Raw genomic sequence first — 15,856 nt, forward strand, 5'->3', positions numbered from 1 at the left:
CCTTTACCTCCCGCTACAGTATACAATATTTATTTTTTTCACTTGAACAGCTGTCAATTCAGCCAGCAACTCCGTTAATCTTTCCCCACTTACTTTTCTCTCAAAAAATAAAAAGATATCATCGTATTGATTAGCTTTAATATTGTATAGGTAATGGGCAATATCCAAATCTTCTGGATTTGAAAAACAGAATGCGTTTTTAGCCCCATAATGCTCTTCATCATTTGGATAAATTGGGCTTCTAGTCGTTGATTGATAATATATATTTTCTCCCATATAGCTTGCTAGCTTCATTGGAATATACATAAATTCCCCCGTACCAATACAAAGAGTAGTTCCAACACGCTTTTTCTTCAGCTCATCTGCTGCTTGTCTGATCCAATCGTCTGTCACCTCATCTATACGGATGCCAAACCTACCTGTATCCTTTAAATACCCATATTCATTTCGACTGCCTGCTAAACTACTGGAAATTATGGGGACAATTCTATTTTTCACATAATTTTCAAGACTTATATATTCAAGTAGCGGTTTCATCCCATCTGCTTCAGCAATCTCTGTTTGTGAAACTAGATTAATTGGAACACCGATAAGTTCAAAGCTTCCTTTAAGTAAAGAGACGACTTGAATCGTTATTTGTAATTCTTGTTCTAGGGATTCCATCTCTAGCTGCCATTTTTCTGAGCGCCAATCTAGAATGGATACAACTGTATATTTGTCTCTTGGATATTTCTTATGAATATCCCGGATAATATTTATGGCTGTTTTCCCTGTTGTTAGTTCATCATCGACCAGAATAATTTCTCGAGAATTATCGAGAATGTCCTCCTCTACATAACAGCGATGAGAAGTTGCATGAGAATGCTCTTCTTCAAATGTAATGATTGGAACTAGCTCATTTACATTTTCTCTAGTCGTGTGAAAAAAAACAGCCTGTTCAAATGCTCGAAAAAAAGAATGACCTAATGCCGTTGCAGTTTCTGCAAAACCAATAATAATAGGATTTGCTTGTTCATTAGAAATAAACGGCTTATCAAAAAAAGGTAAATCTAAATCACGATAAACAGCCATTAAATCCTCTCTTTGTGGGGATATTGTGCCTGTAATAATTTCTTCATATCGTGTTGCCAGCATAAATCCAGTGAGTAGACCTTTTTTTGGTGCAATCGGCAAATGTTTTCCTAATAGCTTACTAACAAATAAAAAAGCCCGCTTCTTATTGATTCGTGCAGCCATTCTAAAGAAATCTTCTAGCGGAAGATTAAATGGATTTTCTTCGACGACAATGTCCATCTGTAAATTATGAATGATTGGTAATGAAATTTTCTTGTTTAAGTAAGTCAATGTATGTAAATCCTTCATGAAACACCCCGTAAACCTTTGATTTTAAAATAATTTTCTGCGCCCAATACAGATGTGGCTTAATTTCGTTCATTTTATTTGAAAAACTACTTTTTACTACACCAATCTCTCCATTATTACTTTCAATAATATTACAAGCATCTAAATACTCCTCATAGGAAACCACATTTAATGCTTGTACTGGTTTGATATGTGTTGGATGAATAATTGTCTTTCCTGTTAAGCCATTCGTAATATCCATCATCACTTCTCTTATTAACCCATCCATATGTTTATCGATTAACTGTGTTCTCATATTCATTCCAGCTTTCCCATATCGTTTGCGGAAAGGTGTCTCTCTTAATTGTGGAATTAGAACTCTTTCTTTCGTTGTAAAGTATTCCCAAACAGGACCAGAAACAACATAGGCACTATCAACTCGTGTAAATACGTTTACAATATCTGATATACAATCTCGAATAATAGCAACATCATATACAGTCGTTTCTGCGTTTCTACGAATGCCATATAATCCACAAAAATCGGTTGCACCAATTCGGACATTCAAAATAAGATGCTTATAATTATCTAACACTTTCTTAATAGAAAGGAGTTCATCCATTCTAGTTTCTTTTTCAATTATTTTTTTTGTTTCTAAAATTGGCATCGCATATAACGAATAACCAAGCACATTATATTTTGCTAGTTCCTTTAAAATAACCTCTCCCTCTACAGCTTCAAATTTCGGTATGACGATACCGGTTAATAAATCCTTTTTTTCCCCTAGTAAATCCATAAGGTTTAAAAACTGAGCGACTGAGCGGATTCTAATAAAAATCAACGGTAATTCACTTTTAATTAGCACACTATCCTCTAAGGCTTGATAAATGTTTGTTAACTCCTCAACTAATTTACGTTCTGCTATATCCACCTCATGATCGCCGATAGAGTCCTCTAAACAAATTACCATAGATGTTAAAGCGGAGTGTTTTTTTGTTAATAAATCCTGAAAAATATTCGGCCTTGTTGCAGGCATATATAAAGTTGAAGCAAGTGCATAGGATAATACTTCCTTTTCCGAAGTACTAAACACCTCTTCTGGTAATTTAAAGAAAAGACGTTCCTTTTGTTTTTCATTTAAGTCAGAAAATAATTTCATTTTCTTTGCTCCATTCAATAATATTAACAACCATTTAAATACTATTCTGAAAATTATAAATATATAATATTTATAGTAATATAATTTATTCTATCATACAATAAAACTTTTTTTGAAAATATTTACAATGACATTTTTTTACGGAGATTTATCATGTCTATTGTAAGAATGTGAAGGTTATTGTGGATAAGTAATGGACGGAGAGGAGTAAATATAACTTATTAAAGGAAAAAAAGGATATCTCTAGCATTGTCTATTGTAAAGCTACTAGAAATATCCTCAAAAGATTAAGCTTCGCCCTGTTGCTCAGCTTTCTTCTTATTTCTCAAGTGTACAATAAAGGTTGCTCCAAACGCTATGACTAATAATCCAAAGAAATACACATGTTCGATATGAATATCGAAAACACCTAGTAGCATCTTAACAGCAATAATTAAGATTAGGATATATGCAGTCGCTTCTAGCTCTGGAATTCTATCAATTAACTTAAGGAAAACACCTGCAACACCACGCATCATAAGGACGCCGAGTATACCACCAAGTAATAATACCCATACTTGATTGCTTACACCGAATGCTGCTAAAACACTGTCTACAGAAAAGGCAATATCCATTAATTCAACAGAAATTACTGTTCCCCAAAACAGACCAAATGTACGGATCAGAATTCCATTTTTATTAATACCTTTATTCTCTTCCTCTTCCACTTCTGTTTGATTTGCTGCTTTTCTTCTATCCATGAAATACTTAATAGCTAGATATGCTAAATATGCCGCTCCAAGTACTTTCACCCATGAGAATTCGATTAAATAAACACCGATACCGATAGCTATAAAGCGGAATATATATGCACCTAATAGCCCATAGAACAACGCTTTTCTTCTTTGCTCTGGTGGTAGATGCTTAACCATTACAGCAAGCACCAATGCATTATCCGCAGATAATAAGCCTTCTAATATTACTAGTGTTCCAATATAACCCCAACTTACAGGATCAGTTAATACTTCTCCCCACATTTCCCAATTAAAAAACTGGGCATATGTATCAATAATCGTCTCAAATATTCCCATGAAAAAAGCTTCCCCCTAAAATATATAATTAGCCAACTTGCAGGCCAAAGTCAGTTGCTAATGCAGCTAAACCACCTTGGTACCCACTGCCAATAGCACTAAATTTCCATTCATTATTATGACGATATAATTCTCCTACCACTAAAGCTGTTTCAATGGAGAAATCCTCTCCTAAATCGTAACGAATTAACTCTTCATTTGTTTCTTCATTTAAAATGCGGACATAAGAATTAGAAACTTGTCCGAAATTTTGATTTCTTCCTTCTCCATCATGAATGGTAATGGTAAAGGCAACACGCTGAATGTTAGCAGGAATTTCTTTTAATTCAACGATGATTTGTTCATCATCTCCATCGCCTGCTCCTGTGCGATTATCTCCAGAATGGACAATAGAACCATTTCCACCCGATGGATTATTGTAGAATACGAAATCAGCATCATTTGTTACTTTTCCATTTTCTCCAAGTAAGAATACAGATGCATCTAAATCAAAATCTTTTCCACCATCATACTTATTTACATCCCAGCCTAAACCAATAATTACTTTTGATAAACCAGGATTTCCTTTTGTTAAATCTACTTTTTGTCCTTTAGATAAACTAATTGCCATGATTTACTACCTCCAAATTTTTTCATTATAATTTCTATACGTAATCAGAAAAGAAAAAGTTTCAACTACTTAACATTTTGATGCATGTCTCCTGTTAGAAGTCAGGCTATTCTTTTAGCTCATCCACTTCGGCGGAGTATTTTTATCCCAATAAATTTCTCCTAGTGTATAATGAGTTTGGAATTGATCATGATACGTATGATAATGGAAGTTAAAATAGTATCCTTCCTGTGGGGGACGGTCCCTTCTTACATGAAAGCGGATGATGTCCTCGTTTTGCCTTGTTATATGAAATATTCTTTCACTAGTTCCTGATGCAGGAAGCTCGGTCACAGTCAAATAACTTAACTCCTCTTCAGGAAAAATACTAGTCACTTCACTAATCGCTTTTTCCATATTCGGAAGAACGACTAGACGAAATTCATCTTCAATGACTGGTTTAATTTTCGTTCCAAATTTCAAATAACTCTGCTCTTCTGCTTTCTTAATGATTTTACTAATAAAATCTTCTCTCGAGAAGATTTCCTCTTTACTATCCGTCAGTATAGCTTCTTCTATACTTTCTCTAGCATAAGGCATTTCTCTTTCATCAATTGGTTTTTTGTCATTATCGCTGTTATTATTTAAAAAGGTTGATGGCGATGGAGAAACAAGACCAAAAGTTAAAATAGAAACAAATACAACGAGGCTTTTACGAATCCAATTAGGCATTTTATTACACCTCACTTTCCGTTCATCCTGATGACAAAAAAATGTAATAAAAAGATATTGATAGATTAAGTATATATTATTTCCTATCCATTCTTCTAGTATAATCCTAAATAGATTGGTTATTTTTTCATTATTCTTTTTTTAGCCATATCCCATAATGAAATTTTGCAGTTTTACGTTTTACCTGTTCAAATTGGAATCGCTCAAATCTAGTACTTCTAAAATGATCTTTCAATACAACTCTATCTTTTGCAACCCGCTTTGCATGATTAATTATTTCGTCTGTCAAATCCTCATAATGTGCTAATCTTTTTAATGGATGTATTCCATTTGATAAAACGTTCTCTTCAAACATTGGGTCGAAATAAATACAATCTATACTATTATCTTCTTTGTGAATAAGATCATCTAGTGCATTTGTATGCTTGACTGTAATTCTACGCATCGCTTCATCAATGTCAGAATGGCCTGTCTCCCATTCTTTTAAACCAATTTTAACCAAATAAGCAATGACATTATTTACTTCCAATCCCTCAACGTATCCAGCATTCCCTACAACATAACTCGCAACGATACTATCAGATGAAAGACCTAAAGTACAATCTAAAAAGCTCTTGCCCTCTTCTAAATTGGTCGCTTCGATAAATGGATCATGTTCCTGTTTAATGAGTCTTTTTATACGGAAAGCAGCAGAATTCGGATGAAAAAAGAATGGTTGGGTTGTATCTATTGAATAAAATTCATATCGATTTTTTCCAATAATAAGAATATCTGTTTCATACTGAATTTTTAAAGATTCAATTGATTCTTTTTGTCGTTCTATAAATTTACAATGAAACTCTTCTGCAATTCTTTTTGCGAGAAATTGCATTTCATTGTTTGTTCTACCCGCGGTAGTTACAATCATTTTTTTAACTCCTCATTTTTAAATCCTAAAATACTAATTGGAATTCTTTAAGAAGATACAATATCAAAAACAACCCAAAAAAAAGAAAGTTCATGAGAGAAAAGGTAATTCCTCTTTTCCCATGAAACATTCTTTATTTAGCAATATTGTTCAAAAGCAGATACTAGATTTTCCATAATTGCTTCCATAGAATTTCCTTCAATATCGTAACGAGGAATAAAGTGAACAACTTTATTGTCTTTAATTAGTGCCATTGATGGAGACGATGGCTCTATATCGCCAAAGAATTCGCGCATTTTTGCTGTTGCTTCTTTATCTTGACCTGCGAATACTGTTACTAATTGGTCTGGTTTTTTTTCAGATGCAAGCACCGCTTGTGTAGCAGCTGGTCTTGCTAATCCTGCTGCACAACCGCAAACGGAATTAACAACCACTAAGGAAGTGCCTTTATTTGTTTCAATAAATTGTTCAACCGCTTCTTCCGTTAGTAATTCAGCAAAGCCTGCTTGCGTTAATTCAGCTCTCATTGGTTTTACCACTTGCTTCATGTATTCATCATATGCCATTGACATAATAGATCCCTCCAAATATCCGTTTTTTTATTTCATAAATATACATTAGAAATGTTTTTCCTGCAATCCTTTTAGGAAAACTTAATATATGAAATAAGTTATTTTCTCGCTTCGGTCATCTGTTTCCATACTGATCCCTTAGCTTCTTCTCCTAATTCTATCCGTTCAATTGCCAACTTTATTTGAAGGCTTACTTCAAATTCTGGATCATCTTCATGTGCCTTCAATGCTTTAAGTGCTCTTTCATCTCCCACTTCATATAAAAACATTGCTGCTCTCCATCGAACAATCTTACTTTTATCCTCTAATGCTTCCATCATTTCTTCCATTGCTTCTGGAAATCCTAAATCTGATAGGCAGTCTCCTGCTGTACGTCTTACTGTTACTGTTTTATCCTTCAACGCTTTATACAAGGAAGGTAGAACAGCAGTATCTTCTATCATTCCAAGATAAACAGTTGCAAGTCTGCGAATAGATGGCTTTTCATCATCAAGTGCTTTCGTTAAAGCTGGAATATCTTCTACTGTAGGATCTTCGCTCTGCTCTAGTTTTTGGTATCGTACTTTCCAATCAGGATGCTCTAAATCAGCAAAAGTTAGTTTACTTTTCACTCGTACAGCTTTTCCGCTTGCTTCCGTTTGAGGATTTTTAGCATGGTGAATAATTACATCGATTCGTTCTTGTGGATACGCAGCAACGAGTTCTTCAATCATAACATTACCAATTTCATCAAATTCGCCATATCGTACGCCATAATCTTTCCATTTTCTTGTCATCACCACATTGTCTTCAGGAGTACGAACTGCTGAAACAGCTTGAATAAATGATTCAGGTAATCCAAATCTTCTTTCTTCGTTCCCATCCGATAATTTAATTTGCATTGGTATACTTTTATACATTTGAACTTGGACTTTAATTTCACCATAATGCTCATTAATTTCTTGAGAATCCTGTGTTTCTTCGTTTTCACCAAAGACATTGCGTACTTTTGAAAGTAATTCCTTCCAATCAAAGCGTGCATTTCTTTCCACTGCTAAAAAATCGGCTACATGATAAACCCCTTTAATTCCTTCAATGGAAAGGATATTTTGAATTAATTCCGGCGCTTCTGACAAATTATCTTCCTTATAGTTATTGCTCTTTCCCATTGGCAACTCTTGGTCTAAATTAATTTTCATTGTATTTGGACTTGGTGTTGGTTCAATCGAAATAATTCTCATATTCTATCCCCCTCTTCTTACAACTTTTATATTATCATGCTTTATTCCTTTTCTAAAAACAAACAGCTTTCAAACAAATCATTCTTTAGCTATTTATCGCAAGTTGTTTTCAGTGTATATATCCATATCAATTATGACTGATCTGCTATCTCCGATAAGTAGCTCCATCGCTCAATGAGGTATTCTAGTTTCTCATTTAATTCTTCTTGTTCTTTCATTAATTTAGCTGCTTTTTCAAAATCACTACCCGACTCTACTAATTCTGTTTCAATGCTTCCAAGTCTTTCTTCTACATTTTCAATGTCCTGGTCGATTGTTGCCCATTCTCTTTGTTCATTGTAGCTAAGCTTTATCTTCTTCTCTTTTGATTCTTTTTTTGTAACAAATGCTTCCATTTTCTCTTTTGTTTCTTGCTCTTCTTTTCGTTCAACCTCTAAATATTCACTATAATTGCCATAATAAGTGTCAACTACTCCATTTCCCTTTAAAATCAATAGTTGTTCAGCTACTTTATCTAAAAAATAGCGATCATGAGATACGGTAATTACAACTCCATTAAAGTCTTCTAAGTAGTCTTCTAGAACCATTAATGTTTGTGTGTCCAAATCATTGGTTGGCTCATCCAATAAAAGCACGTTTGGTTCTCCCATTAGAATCTTGAGTAGATAAAGTCTTCTTCTTTCTCCTCCAGAAAGCTTTCCAATTATCGTTCCATGAGTATGAAGTGGGAATAAGAATCTTTCCAGCATTTGTGCAGCCGTAATGACCTTTCCATCAGATGCCTCGATTACTTCTGCTGTTTCTTTTAAAAATTCAATCATTCTTTTGGAAATATCCATATCTTCGTTTTCTTGTGTATAGTAGGCAACTTTTACGGTCTGACCAACAATTCTTTCACCAGAATCAAGTGACTGCTTCCCGGCAAGTACATTTAAGAAGGTTGATTTTCCTGTTCCATTTTTACCAATTACCCCAATTCTATCTCCAGGTTTTACAAGTAAATTAAATTCATTTAAAATAATTTTATCTTTGAAATGCTTGCTCGCATCAACCAATTCAAAGACTTGTTTTCCTAATCTGCTCCCTTTTAACGATATATCTAGTTTGTCTTTTGACTTTACATTCGCTAATTTATCGTCTAAAACATCAAAGCGTTGAATTCTTGCTTTTTGTTTTGTGGAACGTGCCTTTGCACCTCTTCTAATCCACTCTAATTCTCTGCGAAATAGATTCTGCTGCTTTTCAATCGTTGCTACTTCATTTTCTTCTCGAACGGCTTTAGCCTGCAAGAAATCTCCATAGTTTCCTTTATAGCTATAAAGATTTCCCCCATCAAGTTCAAACATTCTGTTCGTTACACGATCTAAGAAATAACGATCATGGGTTACTAATAATAGCGCACCAGTGTATCTACTTAAATAATCCTCCAACCATTTTACAGCCTCAAAATCAAGGTGGTTTGTTGGTTCATCTAATATAAGTAAATCCGGCTCTTGAATGAGAACTTGTGCTAATGCCACTCGTTTCTTTTGTCCCCCCGACAATTCGCCAATTTTCTTATAAAAATGCTCAATTCCCAACTTCATTAAAACAGTCTTTGCATTTGTATGAACTTCCCAGCCATTTAAAGCATCCATTCTTTTTTGTAGTTCAAAAAGCTTTTCATGAAGCTTTTTGTTTTCTGAATCATTGTTGATTTGGATTAACATTGCTTCATATTCTTTAATTAGCGTTAATACTGGTGCATCTCCTGCATACACTTGATTCAATACAGTAAGCTCAGGGTCTAATTCAGGACTTTGTGCAGAATAGGCAATCTGATAATCTTTTGGTGCATTAATGCTGCCTTCGTCTGCAATATCAATTCCAGCAACAATTTTTAATAAAGATGATTTTCCTGTACCATTAATTCCGATTAATCCAACGCGTTCCTTTTCACTTATAGAAAAGGATATATTTTCAAATAGTTTTTTCTCTCCATATGTTTTTGTTACATTTTCAATTAAAATACTTTTCATCTTGTACATTCCATTCTTTATAAAATTCTTGTAGAAAACTCTCCATAAATTGATGCCTTGCTTCTGCAATTTCCTTGGCACTGTCAGTATGTAAAAGGTTTTTTATTTTCAATAGTTTCTCATAGAAATGGTGAATAGAGGAAGAGTTATTATTTCGATATTCTTCTTCTGTCATCTTGTCTCTTATTTGTAAGGATGGATCATAAATAGGGGTTCCAGCACTTCCTCCATATGCAAATGTTCTTGCAATACCTAGTGCACCAATTGCATCTAATCGATCTGCATCTTGGACTATTTTTGCTTCTAGACTGTTAGGGGGAATTCCATTTCCTCCTTTAAAACCAACCGAAGAAATGATTGCTAAAATCTGTTCTTGTTCTTGTTTTTCTATTGAAACACTATCGAGAATTGTAGCTAACTTCTGTTGGCCCATTTCTTTTGATATATTTAATTTTTCATCCGCAATATCATGCAATAATGCCGCAAGCTCTATCGTTCTGGAATAGCCAACTCCCTCTTTCTCTGAAAGAAACAAAGCCATTTTCCGAACTCTATTCACATGATACCAATCATGCCCACTCGCATCTTTTTCCATCTCTTTTTTCACCAAATCTTCTACTTTGGTAATCACATTCAATTATTCTCACATCCAGCTTTACTAATATGAACATATTGTATCATGAAAAGTAGTTATTCGAATAAGAAAGAATATCTCTTTCTATAGACAAAAGCCAGAGAAAAAGGTTTTACCCATTCTACTCTGGCTTTCTTATAGCTATTAATTTCTATTCTTCGATTAAAAATGGCTTTATTTTCGGGAATACTTTTAGCGCAGTCCGATAAAACACATCTTCATGATGGCTTTCTGGAATAAGACTCTTAATAAACTCTACATAAGGACCGAATGGCGCTAATGGCCAATCTGTACCGAATAGTAATTTATCATAAGAATGAGAAAAAACTAAAGCATGACGTAAATGATTGAGGAAAATTCCTTCCTGTGCCTCTTCGAGCTCTTTTTTTGTTCCAACGATTAAACCGGATAAATCTGCAAATACATTCGAATTTTTATAAATAATTTCGGCACCAGTTAGCGTCCATGGATCCCCAAAATGCGCCATCATAAAATTCACCTTACGATGTTTTACTGCCACTTCATCAATTGCTAGAGGATGACTGTATTTTAAGAGTCCTCTTTCAGAATACGTATCTCCAGTGTGAAAAACAACAGGCAAATGATATTTTTCCGCAAGCTGATAAACGGTTTCATACACGTCATCATAAGCATAAAAGGGATAATAGCCTAAGTAGATTTTCATTCCAACAACATTTGGCTTTTGTATTTCCTTTTCTAATCGTTCTAAGGCTGACGTATCCATATCATATGGATTTATTCCAGCACAATAGACAACATTTTCAGGAAGATCTGCATCCAAATCAAGCCCCATTGGCGTTTTGGCATGATAATCAGGAAAACCCATCTCCGGAGTTTCTGTAACACCCATTCCAATTGCAAGGACAATATTTGCGTCGTTCATTTCTTTTTTTATTCCTTCGAAACTATAATCAACAAAGGAAAGATTTTTAGCAGTATCTTTGAATGTGTCTATATTCGAATAATGAATATGTGCATCAATTATTTTCATCAAAATATACCCTTTCTTAAAATACAATTCTTCTAACTTGATTTAATAAGGCTAGTGAAATTTCCTCATTCGTAAATAATAAATAATTTGGTTCTTTATATAATCGATTCTCTATTCGGTTTGCTTTGTCGAAGGAAATTAGCTGTATTGCCTCTTTATTGCTGTAAAACTCTGTATCACTTGCAGATTCACTTGCAATGTAATAAAGCTTATCTTCCCGTAAAGATAAATAAAAGTTATCCTTTACATTGACTTCCTGTTCTTCATCAGCAACGAAATATTGTTTATTTTTCACCTTATCATCCTTCATATGGAGAACACATTTATCCTTGTCATTACAAGTCATAAATAGATTCGTATGCCAATTTTCTTCTGCCATCCGATAACCTGCATGATCGATAATTTCTACAAACGTTATCAAAAGGGGTACTCCAGGCATTGTTACATAATATTGCACATACTTTAAACCTTTCCACTTCTGATGATGGCTAATGGTTGTTTCAAGCTTTAAGCCAGTCCAGGCGTTCTTATATTTATCTTTTATAGTCGTAAAATTACATACTGTCTGCTCTTTCAACAACGAAAACATATTTAAATCCGGAGGACCATTCTTTATCCCTCCACACCATGGATTCCACCAGCTTTTTGCAATTGGTTTAGGGAAAGAATGCTCTAGCCATTGTTTCTCATTTACTTCAATCGAATAAATACCTGGATAATAAGATGGAGAAGCTTTAAAGGTTACTACTCCGTTTGATACACGATAAACAGTTAACCCGTCTTCTTCGAGCATATCCGTTGTGATATTTTCGTCACTAGGTACAAAAAATAACTCCTCAATTTCTACCTTCTTTGTAGGCAGATTAACAGAAGTATTTATTTTATTTAAACCAAATTTAAACCTATTTTGATTGTTTACTTGATAAACATCTAATTCATCTGTATTAATCTGGAATGATTGGACGTCTTTTTCATTAATAGTAAAAGTAGCACCACCAATTAAGGGCTGATTCCTAAAGGTTCTTATCCGAGTTGTCGAAGGAGTTGCTTTCTCTAAAATTGGATTACCATTGTTAAACTCGACCATTATATCATTGACAACGGCTCTTTTTCCTTCTTCTATAATGCCTTCTGCTGCTAACTCCCAATCTTGCCATTTACGATAGGCACCAAGATTTATACATATAGGTGGAAAATCAAATGATTCATTCGGCTTAAGAATGGTGGTTGACTCTATATGCATTTTCCAGCTATCCATTTTGATTTTAGATTTCTTATCCCATGCTACTCCAAAAGGAGAAACACTTTGAGAAGAAAAATACCAATTTCCTGAGATATCTTTTGAAGCCAATTCAGATGGAGACACAGTACTTAACTCATTGAACAAAACAACTTCTCCCTTTAAAGGAAGATAAAGCTGTTGCCAAGAATCATAGAATGTTTCCTGTAAGCTAAGTTCTTGTTCTCCTAAACGATTATTAATTAAAGTTACCCAGCGTTTCACATACCCCTCTGCGAATAAAGCGTTCGTTAGAACGATATCAATGCCAGGAAAATCACTAGACCTATAAAACATTTTGAAGGCTATACTGCTGTCTACTTTTTCCTCACTTACTTTATAAGGCTTTAGTTTAGATAGCTCATTCGAATACGGTTTCCCAATTGATGGAGCGAATATAGTAAAATCAGTACCTTTAATTTCAGTCTCTTGATCTGTTTTACTTATGGAAAGCTGATGGGGACCGTTAAACATTTTCCAATTCTTCTCATTTTCCACCACAAACCGCTGGCCAATCCCTTTTAAACCTAATGTCATTTCTTTCTCCATGCTTAATAGATTACAATCATTTTCAAAAATTTCACATGTAATCGTTTCTTTAAAGCATCCGCACTCCTTTACTTTCACCGGTATACGAAGCCACTTTTTCTCCTTTTCCGCCAGCGTGAAAGAGTACTTGTCTCCCTCAAATAATAAATAATTATTCAAAGGAATTGTTAGGCTAGCGCTAATATCTTTCTCTAAATTGTTTTCCAGCTCCAAATCTAAGTAAGTATTCATACCTTTAACTAAAATGGAATCTATTTCCTTTGTTTCAATAGAAATTGGCAACTTAGGCAAGATTCCCAATTGTAAACTTGTTTCCAATCCGTTAATACTGAGATCAACCTTTATTGCAGGAAACGTTTTTCCTTCTACAGGCTCTTCCCCTTCTTTTACTACAAAAGGAAATGGAACAGTAAGCTCTTCTTTTCCCATTACTGCAATTGATTTAGAAAAGCTGCATCTAATTCTGCCATGATTATCTGCTAATGCTTGCATGGAAACTGGTTTTGTCATTTTGTTCTTTATTTTCAAGTACACTTGCTGTTCCATTTCTTCTATGCACTCATGATTCTCCATTACTAATTCTAGTTGAAAATCTTTTGTTTCAATATAGCTGATGCCTCTGCCATTTTTTTCGAATTTTACAATTACACGCTCCTTTTCTTTTTGCCAAATATATTCATAGTGTGTAAACCCTTGAACAATCTCTCCATCTGGTTTAATTTCAAGATTTCTTTTTAAATCTTCATACCAGTCCATGTCTTTTAAATAATGATTGATTAATTCATTATTACGAACAGTTGGGATAAAATTCATTAAGTGGGTATACTGATCATTATCTTCCCAAAAGAAGCCACAACGCTTGTATAAAGGAACTGCCTTTAAGTTTCCGGCCCATGTATATAAATCCAACCTTGGCCATTTTTGGTCTATTGCTTTCGTTAGGGCATGTAATAATAACTTTTTTCCTACTTTCTTTCCATGAAAGTCTGGACGAACGTTTAACAAAGGTACATATAACGCTCCAACATCTTCCTTATAAACAGAAAATCCGCAATATCCCACCACTTCTTCTCCCAAAACAGCTAAGAAAGTGTCAAGATTATCGGAACTTTGCTGCTGTTCAAGCACTTGCTCCTCCGTTTTAACGGATCCTCCCCATGAATCTTTACTCTTCGTCCACATATCAGCTACCCTTTGAGCTAGACCATCATGGTAGCTTACTATTTTTATTGTTTGTGAACCTTCTTGTACTTTTTCCACTAAGACCCCTCATCCCTCTTATTTTGAATTTTTGTTTGCATAGATACATCTTTATGTTTTGTCATATTAACTCCTCCCTTCATTAAGATAGGAATGTTTTTCCACATTCCTATCTATCGTATTATTATTAAGAATTTTTGTAAAGATATAGCAATAATAATTTTTCTGATAATTAAATTTAATATCCAACAAAACTAGACAAAGCTCGTCAAAGGATTTTCTTTTCTTTTCACGAAAAGTATAAAGACAAGGCTTTTAAACGTCCTTCTAGCCAATGGTTTTGTTTCAATTATTTTTTATTGAGGGGTGTGTAGAATGTTAAGTGTACAAACAAAAGAAATTACCACGAAGGAAGAAACAACAAGATTACTAAGCGTAAAAGAAGCAGCGGAATATATTGAAGAAGGTCCAGGGGTTGTACGAAATTGGTTAAGAGAATTAAAAACGCTTATTCCGGTCATTATTGGAGAAAACGGCTATCGTTATTTTGATCAAAAAAGCTTAGATATTTTAGTAAAAGTGAAACAAATGCGCAACGAAAAACAAATGTCTTTAAGACAAATCGAAGACGAGCTCACAAGCCCTGTTCCTACCTCTATTCCAATTGCCACGGATGCCACGGAAAAACTTCTTCAAGATTTACAAACAATTAAAGAAGAATTAGAACTTCAAAAAAACTTCAATCAAGTACTAGTGCAGCAATTAAAAAAGCAGCAGGAGCATATTGAACGCCAGAACGAGCATATTGTCAGTCAAGAAAATAAAATTACATTGTTAGAAAATCCAATCAGCCAGCAAAATAAAGAAGAAAACCTTGCTAAATCAAAAAAAATGAAAGACTCTCTAATGAAAGAGAAGGAAATCAAGCAGAAAAAGACTGGTTTTATCCGTCTCTTTTCTTATCGTTAATCGTTTAAAATATACTTAAACGTAGTGAAAAAATGGGAATCTGCCAATCTCTTCATGAAATAAATACACCCACTAGATAATGTGCAGACTCCCTAATCCATTTTCTTATAAGACAGCATTCAGTAGCTTTTCAATGTCTTCTTTTAGATCTGATGGCTTTGTACTTGGTGCATAGCGTCCAATCACGTTTCCATTTCCATCAATTAAAAACTTTGTAAAATTCCACTTGATTGCTTTTACTCCTAATACTCCTGGTAATTCTTTTGTTAAATACTGATAAAGTGGGTCTGCGTCTTTCCCATTCACATCAATTTTTGCATACATCGGGAAGGTTACACCATAATTTATTTCACAGAATGATTTGATTTCATCGTTTGTTCCAGGATCCTGATTCATGAATTGATTACTAGGAAATCCTAAAATAGAAAAGCCCCTATCTTTAAATGTTTGATACAATTCCTGTAACTCTTTAAACTGAGGAGTAAAGCCGCATTTACTAGCAGTATTCACGATTAAGAATACTTTTCCTCTGTAATTGCTTAATGATTGAAGATTTCCATTCATTGTCTTAACCTCGTAATCATAAATACTCATTCTACATTCTC

The 15,856-nt window shown here is 34.1% G+C and carries 14 protein-coding genes; 1 reads left to right on the forward strand and 13 read right to left on the reverse strand.

Translation table 11 applies throughout. The features are described from left to right. Window positions 1-3: 3 nt before the first annotated feature. The 12 genes from NYE52_RS12940 to NYE52_RS12995 all read right to left on the reverse strand — a co-directional run bounded on the left by NYE52_RS12940 (window position 4) and on the right by NYE52_RS12995 (window position 14,342). Window positions 4-1,362 (reverse strand): phosphoribosyltransferase family protein, encoded by a 1,359-nt coding sequence (locus NYE52_RS12940; RefSeq protein WP_341193442.1) that lies wholly within the window; start codon window positions 1,360-1,362, stop codon window positions 4-6. Beyond that, entirely contained in the window at window positions 1,301-2,500 is a 1,200-nt protein-coding gene (locus NYE52_RS12945; RefSeq protein WP_341193443.1) for an HpcH/HpaI aldolase/citrate lyase family protein, read from the reverse strand. Before NYE52_RS12945 ends, NYE52_RS12940 begins: the two co-directional genes overlap by 62 nt. Window positions 2,501-2,787: 287 nt before the next feature. Beyond that, window positions 2,788-3,570, reverse strand: coding sequence for a TerC family protein (locus NYE52_RS12950; protein ID WP_341193444.1), 783 nt, complete (start codon window positions 3,568-3,570; stop codon window positions 2,788-2,790). A 28-nt stretch (window positions 3,571-3,598) separates the two neighbouring features. Beyond that, window positions 3,599-4,180, reverse strand: coding sequence for a TerD family protein (locus NYE52_RS12955; RefSeq protein WP_341193445.1), 582 nt, complete (start codon window positions 4,178-4,180; stop codon window positions 3,599-3,601). A 114-nt stretch (window positions 4,181-4,294) separates the two neighbouring features. Beyond that, window positions 4,295-4,891 carry a YpjP family protein gene (locus NYE52_RS12960; RefSeq protein WP_341193446.1) on the reverse strand — a complete coding sequence of 199 codons (597 nt, stop codon included), beginning with the start codon at window positions 4,889-4,891 and terminating at the stop codon, window positions 4,295-4,297. Window positions 4,892-5,021: 130 nt separating this feature from the next. Beyond that, entirely contained in the window at window positions 5,022-5,798 is a 777-nt protein-coding gene (locus NYE52_RS12965; protein ID WP_341193447.1) for a class I SAM-dependent methyltransferase, read from the reverse strand. A 137-nt stretch (window positions 5,799-5,935) separates the two neighbouring features. Continuing rightward, window positions 5,936-6,370, reverse strand: coding sequence for a BrxA/BrxB family bacilliredoxin (locus NYE52_RS12970; protein ID WP_341193448.1), 435 nt, complete (start codon window positions 6,368-6,370; stop codon window positions 5,936-5,938). Between the two features lie 98 nt (window positions 6,371-6,468). After that, window positions 6,469-7,590 (reverse strand): conserved virulence factor C family protein, encoded by a 1,122-nt coding sequence (locus NYE52_RS12975; RefSeq protein ID WP_341193449.1) that lies wholly within the window; start codon window positions 7,588-7,590, stop codon window positions 6,469-6,471. A gap of 131 nt (window positions 7,591-7,721) precedes the next feature. Further along, window positions 7,722-9,608, reverse strand: coding sequence for an ABC-F family ATP-binding cassette domain-containing protein (locus NYE52_RS12980; RefSeq protein ID WP_341193450.1), 1,887 nt, complete (start codon window positions 9,606-9,608; stop codon window positions 7,722-7,724). Further along, on the reverse strand, window positions 9,589-10,203 hold the full coding sequence (locus tag NYE52_RS12985; RefSeq protein WP_341195185.1) for an HD domain-containing protein: 615 nt from the start codon (window positions 10,201-10,203) through the stop codon (window positions 9,589-9,591). The genes NYE52_RS12980 and NYE52_RS12985 overlap by 20 nt, the downstream gene beginning before the upstream one ends. Window positions 10,204-10,393: 190 nt before the next feature. Next, the gene (locus tag NYE52_RS12990) at window positions 10,394-11,254 is read right to left on the reverse strand and encodes an amidohydrolase family protein (protein WP_341193451.1); all 861 of its coding nucleotides are present in this window, start codon (window positions 11,252-11,254) and stop codon (window positions 10,394-10,396) included. Window positions 11,255-11,270: 16 nt separating this feature from the next. Then, the gene (locus NYE52_RS12995; RefSeq protein WP_341193452.1) at window positions 11,271-14,342 is read right to left on the reverse strand and encodes a GNAT family N-acetyltransferase; all 3,072 of its coding nucleotides are present in this window, start codon (window positions 14,340-14,342) and stop codon (window positions 11,271-11,273) included. Between the two features lie 315 nt (window positions 14,343-14,657). Between NYE52_RS12995 and NYE52_RS13000 the strand changes: the two genes are divergently transcribed. After that, a complete protein-coding gene (locus NYE52_RS13000; protein ID WP_341193453.1) occupies window positions 14,658-15,251 on the forward strand; it encodes a MerR family transcriptional regulator in 594 nt (197 codons plus the stop codon). A gap of 105 nt (window positions 15,252-15,356) precedes the next feature. Here the strand turns inward: NYE52_RS13000 and NYE52_RS13005 are convergent, their stop codons facing one another. Beyond that, on the reverse strand, window positions 15,357-15,845 hold the full coding sequence (locus tag NYE52_RS13005) for a glutathione peroxidase (protein ID WP_341193454.1): 489 nt from the start codon (window positions 15,843-15,845) through the stop codon (window positions 15,357-15,359). Window positions 15,846-15,856: the final 11 nt, after the last annotated feature.

The organism is Niallia sp. FSL W8-0635 (assembly GCF_038007965.1).
Lineage (GTDB): Bacteria > Bacillota > Bacilli > Bacillales > Cytobacillaceae > Niallia.

Excerpts from the sequence above, each read along its gene's own strand:
- NYE52_RS12955 (WP_341193445.1), bottom strand. The coding sequence starts at position 4,180 with ATGGCAATTAGTTTATCTAAAGGACAAAAAGTAGATTTAACAAAAGGA.
- NYE52_RS13005 (WP_341193454.1), bottom strand. The coding sequence starts at position 15,845 with ATGAGTATTTATGATTACGAGGTTAAGACAATGAATGGAAATCTTCAA.
- NYE52_RS12940 (WP_341193442.1), bottom strand. The coding sequence starts at position 1,362 with ATGAAGGATTTACATACATTGACTTACTTAAACAAGAAAATTTCATTA.
- NYE52_RS12945 (WP_341193443.1), bottom strand. The coding sequence starts at position 2,500 with ATGAAATTATTTTCTGACTTAAATGAAAAACAAAAGGAACGTCTTTTC.
- NYE52_RS12985 (WP_341195185.1), bottom strand. The coding sequence starts at position 10,203 with ATGGAAAAAGATGCGAGTGGGCATGATTGGTATCATGTGAATAGAGTT.
- NYE52_RS12950 (WP_341193444.1), bottom strand. The coding sequence starts at position 3,570 with ATGGGAATATTTGAGACGATTATTGATACATATGCCCAGTTTTTTAAT.
- NYE52_RS12975 (WP_341193449.1), bottom strand. The coding sequence starts at position 7,590 with ATGAGAATTATTTCGATTGAACCAACACCAAGTCCAAATACAATGAAA.
- NYE52_RS12965 (WP_341193447.1), bottom strand. The coding sequence starts at position 5,798 with ATGATTGTAACTACCGCGGGTAGAACAAACAATGAAATGCAATTTCTC.
- NYE52_RS13000 (WP_341193453.1), top strand. The coding sequence starts at position 14,658 with ATGTTAAGTGTACAAACAAAAGAAATTACCACGAAGGAAGAAACAACA.
- NYE52_RS12990 (WP_341193451.1), bottom strand. The coding sequence starts at position 11,254 with ATGAAAATAATTGATGCACATATTCATTATTCGAATATAGACACATTC.
- NYE52_RS12970 (WP_341193448.1), bottom strand. The coding sequence starts at position 6,370 with ATGTCAATGGCATATGATGAATACATGAAGCAAGTGGTAAAACCAATG.
- NYE52_RS12980 (WP_341193450.1), bottom strand. The coding sequence starts at position 9,608 with ATGAAAAGTATTTTAATTGAAAATGTAACAAAAACATATGGAGAGAAA.
- NYE52_RS12960 (WP_341193446.1), bottom strand. The coding sequence starts at position 4,891 with ATGCCTAATTGGATTCGTAAAAGCCTCGTTGTATTTGTTTCTATTTTA.